The following is a 13,272-nucleotide window of genomic DNA, read 5'->3' on the forward strand; positions in this document are numbered from 1 at the left end:
CGAACGAGTGCGAGAAATCATCACCCCCTCGCCTCCCTGCCATCCAGGGTGGGGTGCGAGCCCTGGTTCCGAACTGAACGTCTCCGGTCCTTGAGGCATTCCCCGTCTTCCGGAGTAGGGCGGGCAGGCACGCCGCGTCAACCGCGCGCCACCGTCCCCCGGTCGTAACGGAAGGGGGTGAGGTCCACCGAGGGCTTCTCTCCCAGCACGGCCTGGGCGACGAGCTTCGCGGTGATGGGGGCGAGCAGGATGCCGTTGCGGAAGTGGCCGGTGGCGAGGAACAGGCCGGGCGAGGGGCCTTCTCCAATGTACGGCAGCGCGTCCTGGGTCCAGGGGCGGAAGCCGGCCCAGGTCTCCGTGATGGGCGCGCTGGCCAGGTCCGGGCACAGCTGCAGCGCCATGTCGAGGATGCGCGCCAGCCCCGCCGCGGTCACCTGCTTGTCGAAGCCCACGTGCTCCATGGTGCTCCCGGCGATGATCCGCCCGTCCGCGCGCGGCACCAGGTAGCCCTTCGCGGACGTCACCACCCGCTCCAGCAGGGGCAGCCGCGTCTGCAACTGCACCATCTGTCCGCGCGCCGGGCGCACCGCCTGGGCCGACACGCCCGCACCCTGGACCAGGGACGACCACGAGCCCGCCGCCAGCACCACGGCGTCCGCGCGGAGCACCTCGCCGTCCAGGTCCACGCCCACCGCGCGGCCGTGCTCGTGCACCACGCCGCGCACGTAGCCGCTCTTGAACACCGCGCCCACGCGCGCGGCGGCCATGGTGAGCGCGCGCACGAGGAGCCGGTTGTCGACCTGGTGATCATCCGGGAAGTGCGCGGCGCCCACGGCGGCGGTGGACAGGCGCGGCTCCAGCTCGCGCGCGACCTTGCCGTCGAGCAGCTCGGCGCGCAGCCCCATGCCGTGCTGCCAGCCCACGGTGGACTCCACGTGATGCAGGTCCGCTTCGTCGAACGCGACGCGAAGCAGGCCGCACGGCCGGTACGCGATGTCCACGCCGGAGAGTTCGCGCAGCTCGGCGGCGAAGCTTCCGTAGAGGGCGCGGCTTCGCAGGCACAGCTCGAAGAAGGGGCCCGGTCCTTCGGACTCCCACTGGGGCGCGAGGATGCCGCCGGCGGCGCTGGAGGCTTCGGCGCCGGGGATGGAGCGCTCCAGCACCGTCACGCGCGCACCGGCCTGACGGAGTTTGAGCGCGATGCCACAGCCCATCACACCACCGCCCACCACGAGGACGTCGGAGGTTGCCATGCGCCGCTTGTGCTCAAGCGAGCACGGGTTTGCAAGCGTCAAGACAGTCCATGACCCGGGGCGACTTGACGCTGAGGCCTCCGGTCGTTAACCCTAGGGCCGTGCGTTCCACGTCCCTGCATCATCACCATGCGCATCATCGGCCGGCCCACGACGGGACCGTTCGCCGCGCGCATGCCTGGGTGACGCACTAGAACGCACCCGCTTCCGGCAGATGCCGCAGTGATCGAAGGCCCGTCCCCCCAGGACGGGCCTTTTTTCGTTTCCGCCACCGCAGTCCCCCGAGCCCACCCATGTTGAAGATTGCCCTGCCCAACAAAGGACGTCTGTCCGAGGAAGTGCGCGAGCTGTTCAACGACGCGGGCCTGGAGGTGCGCGCCCGCGGCGAGCGGGCCCTCACCGCGTCCCTGGGCGGCGAGTTCGAAGCCATCTTCGTCCGAGCCCAGGACATCCCGGAGTTCGTCGCGGACGGCGCCGCGCAGGCGGGCGTCACCGGCTGGGACCTGGTGAACGAGGCCGGGCGCGAGCTGGAGCCGCTGATGGACCTGGAGTTCGGCCGCTGCCGGCTGGTGGTGGCCGCGCGCGACGAGAGCGGCATCTCCCGCGTGGAGGACGTGAAGGAGGGGATGCGGGTGGCCTCCTGCTTCCCCCGGCTGACGCAGGCCTTCTTCCAGCAGCGAGGGCAGAAGGTGACGGTGGTGCCGGTGAGCGGCGCGGCGGAGATCGCTCCGCACCTGGGCATCGCGGACATCGTGGTGGACCTCACGTCCACGGGGTCCACGTTGAAGATGAACGGCCTGAAGGAAGTGGCCACCGTGCTGGAGTCGAGCGCCCGGCTGGTGGCGTGTCCGCGCAACGGCTCGGAGGCGCGGCGCGCGCTGGAGGAACTGACGCAGGGGCTGGGGTCGGTGCTGGCGGCGCGCGGGCGGCGCTACCTGATGGCCAACGTCCCGAAGACGTCCCTGGAGCAGGTGCGCGAGGTGCTGCCCGGCCTCAACGGCCCCACGGTGGTGGACGTGATGAACGGGGGCCACTTCGTCGCGGTGCACGCGGTGGTCTCGTCGCGGAACCTCTACCGCACGGTGAATGCGCTGAAGGCGCTGGGCGGGCAGGGCATCCTCGTCACGCGCATCGAGAGGTTGATGGCATGAGCGCCTCCATCCTCAAGTACCAGGGGGCCTTGTCCTCGCTGGAGCCCGACGCGCGGCGGAGGTTGCTGGCGCGCACGGGAGCGTCGGATGCGCTGGTGGCCTCACGCGTCCAGGCGCTGATTGCCCGCGTTCGCACGGAAGGCGATCGGGCCCTCTTCGACTTCGCTCGGGAGTTCGACCGCGTGGAGTTGGCGGCCCTGGAGGTTCCGCGTGAACGGTGGAACGCGGCGTTGGAGTCGATTCCCTCCGACGTGCGCGAGGCGTTGACCCGCGCGGCGCGCAACATCGCCCGGGCGCATGCGGCGCAGAGGCCCCAGGCCATCGAGGTGGAGACGGAGCCCGGGGTCATCGTGGGGCGCCGGCCGGATCCGCTGCGCCGCGTCGGTGTGTACGCCCCCGGTGGCCGGGCGGTGTACCCCAGCAGCGTGCTCATGGGGGTGGTCCCCGCGAAGGTCGCGGGCGTGGGCGAGATCATCGTCTGCTCTCCGCCGGGGCCGGACGGCCTTCCAAGTGCGGGAGTGCTCGCGGCGGCGGCGCTCGCGGGCGCGGATCGGGTGTTCGCATTGGGAGGTGCGGGCGCGGTGGCCGCGCTGGCCTACGGAACCCAGAGCGTTCCCCGCGTGGACCGCATCGTTGGGCCGGGCAACGCGTACGTGGCGGCCGCGAAGCTCCAGGTGGTGGACGCCGTCGCCATCGACGCGCCCGCGGGCCCGAGCGAAATCCTGGTGGTCGCCGACTCGAGCGCCCGTCCGGACGCGGTGGCGCGTGAGTTGTTGGCCCAGACGGAGCACGACCCCGAGGCCTGCTGCGTGGCGCTGGTGGTGGGCGCTCCGCTGGCGCAGGCGGTGCGGGACGCGGTGGAGCAGCAGGCCCGCGTCGCCCGGCGCGGTGACATCGTCCTGTCGGCGCTGGGGAGCAGGGGCGCGGTGCTGCGCATCGACTCGCTGGAGGAGGCGTGGCCCTTCGTCGCGGAGTTCGCTCCGGAGCACCTGCTGCTCGCGACGGCGACGCCCACGGAGGACCTGGCGCGGGTTCGCAACGCGGGCACGGTGTTCGTGGGACAGCGCGCGTCGGTGGCCTTCGGTGACTACCTCACCGGTGCGAACCACGTGCTGCCCACGGCGGGACTGGCTCGGGCGTACTCGGGACTGAGCGTGCTGGACTTCTACCGGTGGACCACGTGGCAACGCGTGACGCCGGAAGCGGCGGCGGCGATGGCGGACGACGTGGGGATTCTGGCGGACAGCGAGGGCCTCTTCGCCCACGCGGCCGCGGCTCGGGCCTGGAGGGTGCCGTGATTCCATTTCGCGAGACGTATCGGGACATCCCTCTGTACTCCCCGGCGAAGAAGCCGTGCCGGGTGGACCTGAGTGACAACACCAACCTCTTCGGCGCACCGCCGTCCGCGGATCGCGTGCTGCGGGAGGAGGGCTTCCTTCGGCTGGCCCGCTATCCCGCCGGGTATGCGCCGGACCTGAAGCGCGCCGTGGCCACGTACGCGGGTGTCTCGGTGGAGAACGTGACGACGGGCTGCGGTTCGGACGACGTCATCGACTGCGCGCTGCGGGCCTTCCTGGAGCCCGGGGACGCAGTGGCCTTTCCGGATCCCACGTTCGTGATGGTGCCCATGTACGCCCGGTTGAGCGCGCTCAAGCCGGTGCCCGTGCCGCTGCGCGCGGATCATGATCTGGACGTGAACGGCCTGCTCGCCACGGGGGCGAAGCTCATCTACGTGTGCACGCCCAACAACCCCACTGGCACGGTGGCCTCGCGCGCGGCGGTGGAGCGGCTGGTGGATTCGGCTCCGGGTGTGGTGCTCATTGATCAGGCCTATGTGGAGTTCACACGGGGCGGGGACTTCCTCGACCTGGCTCGGACGCGGCCCAACGTGCTGGTGACGCGCACGATGTCCAAGGCGTTCGGACTCGCGGGCCTGCGGGTGGGGTGGGGCGTTGGAGCACCGTCGCTGGTGGCGGAGGTGGAGAAGGCCCGTGGGCCCTACAAGCACACGGCGCTGGGAGAGGCCGTGGCTGTCGCCGCGCTCACGGATGACGTCCCGTGGATGGAGGCCTGCGCGGCGGAGGCGGTGGAGAACCGCGAGCGGCTGCGCGGCGCCTTGAAGGCGCTGGGGTTGGAACCGCTCCCTTCGGAAGGGAACTTCCTCCTCGTCCCCATGCCGGAGGCGCGGCGGGTGGGCGAGGCGCTGCGGGAGCGCAACGTGAACGTGCGGGTGTTCGAAGGGCTCACGGGCGTGGGGGATGCGCTGCGCATCGGCTGCGGTCCCTGGCCGATGGTGGCTTCGGCGCTGAAGGCCCTGAAGGAGGTGCTGTGATGCGGGTGACCCTGTTCGACTATGGCGCCGGCAACCTGCACTCGCTGATCAAGGCGCTGGCCACCACGCCCGGCGCGGACGTGCGCGTGCAGGAGGATCCGTTGCGCGCACTTGATACCGACGTCCTGGTGCTCCCGGGAGTAGGAGCGTTCGGTTCGGCGGCGGCGAGGCTCGCTCCGGGACGCGAGGCGATGCGCAAGGCGCTGGACGCCGGTCTGCCGTGCCTGGGCATCTGCCTGGGCATGCAGCTGCTCTTCGACGAGAGCGACGAGGGGGCAGGGCAGGGACTCGGCTACTTCCCGGGTCGGGTGACGCGGCTGGCCGCGCGGCATGTTCCGCAGATTGGCTGGAACGACGTGGAGGAGGACCGGGCGCTCCAGTCCGCGCGGTTGTCCACCGTGTACTACGCGCACAGCTTTGTCTGCCGTGCCGTGGAGTCTCGCGAAGTGGTGGGCTGGACAACGCACGAGGGCGACCGGTTCCCCGCCTCCGTGCGGCGCGGGAACGTGCTGGGCGTGCAGTTCCACCCGGAGAAGTCCTCTCACGCGGGCGTGCGCTTCGTGCAGGCGTTTCTCCAGGAGGTGTCCTCATGATCGCCATCCCGGCCATCGACCTGCGGGAAGGGGCGTGCGTGCAGCTCGTGGGGGGCTCCTACGATGCGGAGCGCGTGCGCGTGGATGATCCGCTGGATGCCTTGAAGCAGTGGCTCGCGCTGGGCTTCCGCACGTTCCACGTCGTGGACCTGGACGCGGCGCTGGGCAAGGGCTCCAACGCGGATGCGGTGGCTCGTCTGGTGTCGCATGCCCCGGGCCTCACGTTCACGGTGGGCGGCGGTGTGCGTGAGGCCTCGCGCGTGGAGGCGGTGCTCGCGGGCGGGGCGTCCTCGGTCGTCGTGGGGACCCGCGCCATCGAGGACCTGGCCTGGCTCACGGAGGTCTCGGAGCGCTTCCCCGGCCGCGTGGTGGTCGCCGCGGACGTGAAGGGCCGCGAGGTCGTGACGCGCGGCTGGACGTCTGGCAGCGCTCGCGACATCCGCGACGTGCTGTCCGCGCTGGAGCCTCTGTCGCTGGGCGGGATGCTCGTCACGGCGGTGCACAAGGAGGGGCAGCTGGGTGGCGTGGACCTGCCCTTGATGGAGGAGGTGGCCCGTTCGAGCCGGCACCGGCTCTACGCCTCCGGTGGGGTGACGACGCTGGGGGACCTGCGCTCGCTGGCGAAGGTGGGCGCATACGGAGCGGTGGTGGGCATGGCGCTTTACACAGGTCGGTTGGATGCGCGCGCGGTCGCGCGGGAGTTCACGCAATGAGCACGGTCACCACGGTCGTTCGCGAAACGAAGGAGACCCAGGTCACGGTGGAGCTGGCTCGCGGAACCGGCGTGGCCCGGGTGGACACGGGCCTCAAGTTCTTCGACCACATGCTCGCCACGTTCGCGCGCTACGCGGGGCTGGACCTGACCCTGCGCGCTCGCGGCGACCTGCGCCACCACCTGATGGAGGACGTGGCCATCACCCTGGGCACCGCCGTCCAGCGCGTCATCCCCGCCACCGCCGCGCGCTACGGCGAGCGCACCCTGCCCATGGATGACGCCCTGGTGCAGGCGTGCCTGGACGCGGGCGGGCGCTTCTTCTACCGGGGCCCGTTGAAGAACCGGCTGTACGAGCACTGGATGCGCTCCTTCTGCGAGCACTCGCGCATCACGCTCCACCTGCGCGTGCTTCGCGGCAAGGACAGCCACCACCTCACCGAGGCGGCCTTCAAGGCGCTGGGGCTCGCGCTGCGCGACGCGATGGTGGACTCCGGCGTCGTCTTCAGCATGAAGGGCAGTGTCTCCCTGGAGGTGAAGTGATGCTCCGTCGACGGATCATCGTCTGCCTGGACGTGAAGGGCGGCCGCGTGGTGAAGGGCGTCCAGTTCGAAGGACTGCGCGATGTGGGCGACCCCGTGGAGTTGGCCCAACGCTATGAGGAGGCCGGCGCGGACGAGGTGACCTTCCTGGACATCTCCGCGAGCACAGAGGAGCGCCAGACGCTGTGGGACCTGGTCCAGCGCACCGCGGAGCGCCTCTTCATCCCGCTCACGGTGGGCGGAGGCGTGCGCACCGTGGACGACGTGGGCCGCGCGCTGAGGGCCGGCGCGGACAAGGTGAGCATCAACTCCGCGGCCGTGGCCACGCCGGAGCTGCTCACCGGCTGCGCGGAGCGCTTCGGCGCCCAGTGCGTGGTGGCCAGCATCGACGCGAAGCGCGAGGGAGACCGCTACCGCGTCTATACACACGGCGGCCGGCGGCCCACGGACCTGGACGCCGTGGCCTGGGCGAAGGAGTGCGTCCGGCGCGGCGCGGGCGAGGTGCTGCTCACCAGCATCGACCGGGACGGGGCGCGCACGGGCTATGACCTGGACCTGACCCGCGCGGTGGCGGAGGCCGTGGACGTGCCCGTCATCGCCTCCGGAGGCGCGGGCCGCGCGGAGCACGTGCGCGATGCCCTGACCCTGGGCGCCGCGGACGCGGCGCTCGTCGCCGGTATCCTTCACGACGGCCTCACCACGGTGGGCGCCTTGAAGTCCCTGTTGAACGACAACGGCATCGCCATCCGGAGCACGACATGAACGCGGACCCGCGAGATTTGATGGAGGCCGCCGCCGACGTGGCGCGCAAGGCCGGTGACGTGGCGCTGGACTTCTTCCGGCGCGGCATCGCCGTGGACACCAAGAGCGACGGCACGCCCGTCACGGTGGCGGACCGCACCGCCGAGTGGACCGCCCGCGAATGGTTGGAGGCGCGCTTCCCCGAGGACGGCATCCTGGGCGAGGAGTTCGGCGAGTCCCGGCCGGGCGCGAAGCGCCGGTGGATATTGGATCCCATCGACGGCACGAAGACGTTCATCCGGGGCGTGCCGCTGTGGGGCACGCTGGTCGCGGTAGCCGAAGGGGAGACCATCCTCGCGGGCGCGGCCTACTTCCCGGCCGTGAACGAGCTGGTCGTCGCGTCCCCGGGCCTGGGCTGCTTCTGGAACGGATCCGCGGCGCACGTGTCGGAGCAGGACTCGCTGGCGCAGGCCGTGGTGCTCGTCACCGATGAGCGCTTCCTCCAGAACCCCGCGAAGGGCGCGGCCTGGAAGGAGCTGTCCCGGCAGGCGTCCCTCTCCCGCACATGGGGCGACTGCTACGGCTACCTCCTCGTCGCCACCGGCCGCGCGGAGGTCATGGTGGACGAAGGCCTGTCGCCCTGGGACGCGGCGGCCCTGCAGCCCATCATCGAGGAGGCCGGCGGCGTCTTCACCGACTGGAAGGGCACGCGCACGGCGTTCGGCGGTGACGGCATCGCCACCAACGCGGCGCTGTCGAAGCGCGTGCGCGAGGTGCTGCGCTCGGGAGTCCAGCCATGACGTTGGAGCTCTCCCGGTTGAACTTCGACAAGGGCCAGGGGCTGGTGACGGTGGTGACGCAGGACGCGAGCACCGGCGACGTGCTGATGGTGGCGCACGCCGACCGCGAGGCGCTGGAGCGCACGCTCGCAACGGGCGAGATGCACTACCGCTCCCGCACGCGCGGCCTCTGGCACAAGGGCGCCACCAGCGGGAACACCCAGAAGGTCGTCTCCCTCACCGCGGACTGCGACGGAGACGCGGTGCTCGCTCGCGTGCGCAAGGCCGGCCCCGCCTGCCACACCGGCGAGGAGACCTGCTTCGGCGAGGGCCGCTGGGACGCGCTCGCGCACCTGGACGCGACGCTCTCCGCTCGCGCGGCCGGTCCCCAGCCCGAAGGCGCGAAGCCCAGCTACACGCGGCGCCTGCTGGAGGACCGGAACCTGCGCCTGAAGAAAGTGGGGGAAGAGGCCGCGGAGCTCGTCACCGCCTGCGCGGACGCGGACACGCACCGGGCCGCGGAAGAGGCCGCCGACGTGCTCTTCCACGCGCTCGTCGCGGTGCGTGCCCTGGGCGTCACGCTGGACGACGTGAAGGCCGTCCTCGCCGCCCGCGCGCGTCCGAAACGGCCCTGAACTCCCTGGATACCCCGGCGTGTCGGTTGCGACCCAGGCGGAGTTGTCCAGCTGCACTGCATCCTCACAGCGTGACTGGCACACAGGCGCCCCAAAGGTGCATGCGTGTGTCCGCTACTCTTCAACCGCCTCTGTGATCCTGGTACAGATTCCGGCCTGCGACACGGGCCGTGCCCGACGAAGCGGCCCCGTCGTCATCAGCGTTCGCATCCCGGAGGCTTCGTGTCTGCCACGTACCAATCCGAACTCATCGACCGCGTCCTCTTCTCGCGCTGGCACAACCCGCCGACGAAGGACGACGTCCAGGCCATCATGGCGCAGATGGAGGACGCGACGCAGCGACTGGGGCAGAACGTGCTCTACATCGCGTCCATCAGCCCCAAGGCGAAGGTTCCCGACGCGACCGAGCGCGCGCACCTGAACCAGATGGTCGCCGAGGGCCGCCGCTACTGTGAGCAGTCCTGGCTCGTCTACGAGGGCACGGACCTGCAGCACAACCTGCAGCGAGTCATCATCTCGGGCGTGCTCATCCTCACGCGCACGTTCGACAACTACCTGTCGGTCGCCAAGTCGGCGGACGCCATCGTCAAGGACGTGTCCACCGCGCTGAAGAAGGACGCGTCCTCCATCTTCCGTCAGGCGCGCGACCGCGGCCTCATCGCCTGACGCACCACGCGGGCGACGTCGGAGCCCCTCCGACGCCGCGTGCGTGATGGCGCCCGTGCCTACCGGGCGCCGATGATCTCCAGCTCCTTCAGCTCCACCCCCGGCCGCTCCGGAAGGACGCTCACCGCGTCCACGTCGAGCAGGGGGACCCCGGGCTTGCAGATCTCCCACCTGCCCGTGCCGTGGAAGCGGCAGACGGTGGGATCCACGAAGAAGCCCTTCCCCCCCGGCTCCGCGTGCCCCACGCCGTCCGGCGCGCGGACGTGTGCCCGCAGGGAGCCCGGCCCCGTGGCCCGCACCTGGAAGGACGCCACGTACTTCAGCGACGGGGCGTACCCCAGCCGCAGCGCGCCGTCAGCCCCCGTGCCCGCGTCCGCCATGGGCAGCTTCATGGGCAGCTTCACTCCGGACAGCTCGTCCCGGTCGAACGCGCGGAACGCATCCCCAGGCCCCGTCGGCTGATCCGGCTCGATGGGCTTCGTCTCCACCGTGCCCGCCGTGTTCAGCGTCGCCAGCATGGGCGCCCGCCGGGCCTGCTGCACCGCCGCAGCGTTCAGGAGCGCCGGGGGCAACTGCCCCGTCTTCACACACGTGGGCGCCAGGGCCTCCGTGAGCGCCAGCAGCTGCGGTTCCACCTCCGCCCCCGTCATGGCCGCGGGGCCCACGGCCTGGCGCGCGAGCTCCTGGCAGGCCGCGCCCAGGGCGGGCCCCGCGTGCTCCAGGCTCCAGCTTGCCTCCTGGAGGGGCGGGTTCCCCCGGCGCGCGGCCTCCCGCAACGCCTGCGTCACCGCCTGGCCGCAGGGATTGTCAGCGGGCGCACATCGCTCGCAGAGGGTGGCGAGCAGCTCACGGGGCAGGCCGTCCTTCGTCGTCAGCGGCGCTCGGGAGGCCAGGGCAGGGCCCCGGGCGCAGGCGGCGGCGGGAGGGGTGGGGCAGTCGCCCAGCTGCCGGTGCGCGTCGCTCCAGGCCGTGCCCGCGTCCCCTCCGGTGCCCCCGTCGCTCTGCTGGAGGAGGTCCCCCAGGACGGCGTCCAGGCCCCGGCACGCGGCGGGGCCCAGGTCGGGCGGGGTGATCTTCACCGGCTGCTTCGTGCCCGGCGCCTTCCCGGGGGCCGGAGCGGGCGGGGCTTGATGCGACACGTAATAGAGGCGCGCGAACGCCAGCAGCGCTACTAGCATCAAGAGAAGCGTGTGGAGCGGGAAGCGACGCACGAGCAAACTCCTTGATTCCGACCGGGACCGGGGGTTATCAGCGCCCGCGAGTTCCATCCGCAAAAATGACCGGAGGCGTGTGTGGCTGAGACTTTCGACGTGGTGATCATCGGCTCGGGTCCTGGCGGCTATGTGGGCGCCATCCGCGCGGCCCAGCTCGGGCTGAAGACGGCCATCATCGAAAAGGACAAGCGCCTGGGTGGCACGTGTCTGCACCGCGGCTGCATCCCCACCAAGTCGCTGCTGTGGACGGCGTCGCTCTTCCACCACATCAAGGAGTCGTCCGACTTCGGCATCGATGTGGCGAACCCGACCGTCAACTGGGCCAACGCCCAGAAGCACAAGGACAAGGTCGTCACGAAGGGTGCCAACGGCATCGACTTCCTGATGAAGAAGAACAAGATCACCGTGGTGAAGGGCCACGGCCGCATTGCCGGCAAGGGCAAGGTGGAGGTCACGGCGGAGGACGGCTCCAAGCAGACCCTGGAGACCAAGAACATCATCATCGCCACGGGCTCCGTGCCCAAGTCCCTGCCCAACGTGGCGGTGGACCACAAGCGGGTGATGAACAGTGACTCCATCCTGACCATCGACCGCATCCCCAAGAGCATCATCGTCCTGGGCGCCGGCGCGGTGGGCTGCGAGTTCGCCTCCGTGTTCAACCACGTGGGCAGCCAGACGGCCATCGTGGAGTACATGCCCGCGCTGCTCCCCATCGAGGACGCGGACATCTCCAAGGAACTGGAGAAGGTCTTCAAGAAGCGCAAGATCGACGTTCACACGGGCGCGAAGGTGGAGAAGGTGGAGCACACCGCCGACGGCGTGCGCGTCACCATGTCCGTGGGCAGCGAGACGAAGACGCTGGAGGCCGAAATCCTCCTGTCCGCGGTGGGCCGCTCGCCCGTCACGGAGGACGTGGGCCTCAACAAGACGGCCGTCCAGGTGGACCGCGGCTTCATCAAGGTCGACACGCTGTGCCGCACCAGCGAGCCCAACGTCTACGCCATTGGCGACGTCATCCCCACGCCGATGCTGGCGCACATGGCCAGCGCCGAGTGCGTGATGGTGGTGGAGCACATCGCCGGGAAGAACCCCGCGCCCATCAACTACGACCTCACGCCGTCCGCCACGTACTGCTACCCGGAGGTCGCGTCCGTGGGCCTCACGGAGAAGAAGGCCAAGGAGCGCGGCTACGACGTGAAGGTGGGCAACGCCCCCTTCGCCGCCGTGACCAAGTCGGCCATCTCCAACGAGTCGGTCGGCCTCATCAAGATCGTCTCCGACAAGAAGTACGACGAGGTGCTGGGCATCCACATCATCGGGCCGCACGCCACGGAGCTGCTCGCCGAGGCCTGCGTCGCGATGAAGCTGGAGATCACCACCGAGGAGCTGGCCCACACCATCCACGCGCACCCGACGCTCTCCGAGATCATGCACGAGGGCGCCGAGGCCACGCTGGGTCACCCGCTGCACTTCTAGCGGGGACGGCGGCCCGGCCCCTTCCGGCCGGGCCCGCCGTAGAGCGCCAGCAGTGAGGCCGCCAGCGCGGCCAGCCGTTGGCGCAGCGGTTCCGGGGCGAGCACCTCCACGCCCGCCCCGATTTCGCACAGCTGGGAGACCGCGATGGACTCCCGCTCGAAATCCAGCGTCACCTTCCGCTTCCCACCGCGTGCCGCGGGCGCCTTGTCGATGCGCTCACCGTCGGCCGGGGGACGCATCCTCCGCAGCGCTGCTTCCCCCTCCTGCGTGCAGGAGAGCGTGACGTCGTAGCGGGGGCGCTCGGTGGCGAACTTCGCGCACCAGTCCTTCCAGAACACAGGCAGGTCGAAGCCCTGCGGGCGGGTGAAGCCCTGCGGGCGCAGCCGCACGTCGCCAATGCGTCCGCCCCGGAAGACGCGCGGGCCCTTGTCCGTGCCCGCGACGAGGTACCAGCGGTCCGCTTTGATCACGAGCCCGTACGGGTCCACCGTCCGGCGGGAGTGGGCGCCTTCGAAGTCCTGGTAGCTCAGCGACACGCGGCGGTCCTGCCAGGCGGCGTCGCGCAGCTTGCCCAGGTGCGGCAGGGGCTCGCGGCCGGTGAACCAGCCGGAGGCGTCCACGTGCAGCCGCTGGCGCGCGTGCTCCAGCGCGGGCTGCTGGAGGGTGGGGAGGGCCGCGGCCAGCTTCACCAGTCCCGTGCGCAGCGGCCCGGACAGGCCCAGGTCGTCCAGGGCTCCAGGAGCGCCCACCGTGGCCAGGGCCTGGAGCTCCGGGCGGGTGAGGCCGGTGAGCTGGGTGCGCCAGCCCTCCATCAGCGCCACGCCGCCCGTGGCGCCGCGGGTGGCGTAGACGGGGACGCCCGCGGTGGAGAGGGCGTCCAGGTCCCGGTGCACGGTGCGGCTGGAGACCTGGAGCTCGCGTGCCAGCTCGCCCACGGTGCTGCGGGGCCGGGACTGGAGGCGCATCAACAAGTGGACGAGGCGATCCGCGCGCATGGGCCCTCTGGGCGTTGGGAGAGGTGCAGCCTGGGCCGGGAATCATGACAGGGGTTGTCAGGATTGGGGATGCATGGTGGCGCTTGAAAGGGGAGCACTGACATGAAGCCACTCGAAGGACAGGTGGCCCTGGTCGCTGGAGCGACGCGGGGCGCGGGCCGGGGAATCGCGACGATGTTGGGG

General features: G+C 70.9%; 14 protein-coding genes. 11 read left to right on the forward strand and 3 right to left on the reverse strand.

The window, feature by feature from the left end; translation table 11 throughout:
• Positions 1 to 137: 137 nt before the first annotated feature.
• The gene (gene thiO / locus D7Y15_RS20785) at positions 138 to 1,253 is read right to left on the reverse strand and encodes a glycine oxidase ThiO (RefSeq protein ID WP_121753690.1); all 1,116 of its coding nucleotides are present in this window, start codon (positions 1,251 to 1,253) and stop codon (positions 138 to 140) included.
• Between the two features lie 293 nt (positions 1,254 to 1,546).
• On the opposite strand from thiO, the gene hisG reads away from it, so the two are divergent.
• The 10 genes from hisG (at position 1,547) to D7Y15_RS20835 (ending at position 9,404) form a co-directional block, all read left to right on the forward strand.
• Positions 1,547 to 2,404, forward strand: coding sequence for an ATP phosphoribosyltransferase (hisG, locus tag D7Y15_RS20790; protein WP_121753691.1), 858 nt, complete (start codon positions 1,547 to 1,549; stop codon positions 2,402 to 2,404).
• Complete coding sequence (gene hisD, locus D7Y15_RS20795; RefSeq protein ID WP_121753692.1) at positions 2,401 to 3,702, forward strand: histidinol dehydrogenase; 1,302 nt, start codon at positions 2,401 to 2,403, stop codon at positions 3,700 to 3,702. Before hisG ends, hisD begins: the two co-directional genes overlap by 4 nt.
• Positions 3,699 to 4,736: a histidinol-phosphate transaminase gene (locus tag D7Y15_RS20800; RefSeq protein WP_121753693.1), complete on the forward strand. Its 1,038-nt coding sequence runs from the start codon at positions 3,699 to 3,701 to the stop codon at positions 4,734 to 4,736. Before hisD ends, D7Y15_RS20800 begins: the two co-directional genes overlap by 4 nt.
• Positions 4,736 to 5,329, forward strand: a complete 594-nt coding sequence (hisH, locus tag D7Y15_RS20805) for an imidazole glycerol phosphate synthase subunit HisH (RefSeq protein WP_121753694.1) — start codon at positions 4,736 to 4,738, stop codon at positions 5,327 to 5,329. The genes D7Y15_RS20800 and hisH overlap by 1 nt, the downstream gene beginning before the upstream one ends.
• Complete coding sequence (locus D7Y15_RS20810) at positions 5,326 to 6,042, forward strand: HisA/HisF-related TIM barrel protein (protein WP_121753695.1); 717 nt, start codon at positions 5,326 to 5,328, stop codon at positions 6,040 to 6,042. Before hisH ends, D7Y15_RS20810 begins: the two co-directional genes overlap by 4 nt.
• Positions 6,039 to 6,584 carry an imidazoleglycerol-phosphate dehydratase gene (locus D7Y15_RS20815; RefSeq protein WP_120581099.1) on the forward strand — a complete coding sequence of 182 codons (546 nt, stop codon included), beginning with the start codon at positions 6,039 to 6,041 and terminating at the stop codon, positions 6,582 to 6,584. The genes D7Y15_RS20810 and D7Y15_RS20815 overlap by 4 nt, the downstream gene beginning before the upstream one ends.
• Positions 6,584 to 7,345: an imidazole glycerol phosphate synthase subunit HisF gene (hisF, locus tag D7Y15_RS20820; protein ID WP_120581100.1), complete on the forward strand. Its 762-nt coding sequence runs from the start codon at positions 6,584 to 6,586 to the stop codon at positions 7,343 to 7,345. The genes D7Y15_RS20815 and hisF overlap by 1 nt, the downstream gene beginning before the upstream one ends.
• A complete protein-coding gene (hisN, locus tag D7Y15_RS20825) occupies positions 7,342 to 8,124 on the forward strand; it encodes a histidinol-phosphatase (protein ID WP_121753696.1) in 783 nt (260 codons plus the stop codon). Before hisF ends, hisN begins: the two co-directional genes overlap by 4 nt.
• Positions 8,121 to 8,738 carry a bifunctional phosphoribosyl-AMP cyclohydrolase/phosphoribosyl-ATP diphosphatase HisIE gene (hisIE, locus tag D7Y15_RS20830; protein WP_121753697.1) on the forward strand — a complete coding sequence of 206 codons (618 nt, stop codon included), beginning with the start codon at positions 8,121 to 8,123 and terminating at the stop codon, positions 8,736 to 8,738. Before hisN ends, hisIE begins: the two co-directional genes overlap by 4 nt.
• 222 nt (positions 8,739 to 8,960) lie before the next feature.
• A complete protein-coding gene (locus D7Y15_RS20835; RefSeq protein ID WP_120562860.1) occupies positions 8,961 to 9,404 on the forward strand; it encodes a DofB protein in 444 nt (147 codons plus the stop codon).
• Between the two features lie 59 nt (positions 9,405 to 9,463).
• Here D7Y15_RS20835 and D7Y15_RS20840 read toward each other — a convergent pair whose 3' ends face one another.
• Positions 9,464 to 10,615 carry a hypothetical protein gene (locus D7Y15_RS20840; protein WP_233605035.1) on the reverse strand — a complete coding sequence of 384 codons (1,152 nt, stop codon included), beginning with the start codon at positions 10,613 to 10,615 and terminating at the stop codon, positions 9,464 to 9,466.
• Positions 10,616 to 10,696: 81 nt separating this feature from the next.
• On the opposite strand from D7Y15_RS20840, the gene lpdA reads away from it, so the two are divergent.
• The gene (gene lpdA, locus D7Y15_RS20845) at positions 10,697 to 12,094 is read left to right on the forward strand and encodes a dihydrolipoyl dehydrogenase (protein ID WP_120581104.1); all 1,398 of its coding nucleotides are present in this window, start codon (positions 10,697 to 10,699) and stop codon (positions 12,092 to 12,094) included.
• Here lpdA and D7Y15_RS20850 read toward each other — a convergent pair.
• Entirely contained in the window at positions 12,091 to 13,089 is a 999-nt protein-coding gene (locus tag D7Y15_RS20850; protein WP_121753699.1) for a YafY family protein, read from the reverse strand. The two genes, lpdA and D7Y15_RS20850, sit on opposite strands and share 4 nt — an antisense overlap.
• Positions 13,090 to 13,272 lie beyond the last annotated feature (183 nt).

It is taken from the genome of Corallococcus sp. AB030, assembly GCF_003668965.1.
In the GTDB taxonomy this organism is placed as follows: domain Bacteria; phylum Myxococcota; class Myxococcia; order Myxococcales; family Myxococcaceae; genus Corallococcus; species Corallococcus exiguus.

Bases quoted from the DNA above. Each gene is read 5' to 3' on its own strand.
- thiO (WP_121753690.1), bottom strand. From the start codon at position 1,253: ATGGCAACCTCCGACGTCCTCGTGGTGGGCGGTGGTGTGATGGGCTGT.
- hisG (WP_121753691.1), top strand. From the start codon at position 1,547: ATGTTGAAGATTGCCCTGCCCAACAAAGGACGTCTGTCCGAGGAAGTG.
- hisD (WP_121753692.1), top strand. From the start codon at position 2,401: ATGAGCGCCTCCATCCTCAAGTACCAGGGGGCCTTGTCCTCGCTGGAG.
- hisH (WP_121753694.1), top strand. From the start codon at position 4,736: ATGCGGGTGACCCTGTTCGACTATGGCGCCGGCAACCTGCACTCGCTG.
- D7Y15_RS20810 (WP_121753695.1), top strand. From the start codon at position 5,326: ATGATCGCCATCCCGGCCATCGACCTGCGGGAAGGGGCGTGCGTGCAG.
- D7Y15_RS20815 (WP_120581099.1), top strand. From the start codon at position 6,039: ATGAGCACGGTCACCACGGTCGTTCGCGAAACGAAGGAGACCCAGGTC.
- hisF (WP_120581100.1), top strand. From the start codon at position 6,584: ATGCTCCGTCGACGGATCATCGTCTGCCTGGACGTGAAGGGCGGCCGC.
- hisN (WP_121753696.1), top strand. From the start codon at position 7,342: ATGAACGCGGACCCGCGAGATTTGATGGAGGCCGCCGCCGACGTGGCG.
- hisIE (WP_121753697.1), top strand. From the start codon at position 8,121: ATGACGTTGGAGCTCTCCCGGTTGAACTTCGACAAGGGCCAGGGGCTG.
- D7Y15_RS20850 (WP_121753699.1), bottom strand. From the start codon at position 13,089: ATGCGCGCGGATCGCCTCGTCCACTTGTTGATGCGCCTCCAGTCCCGG.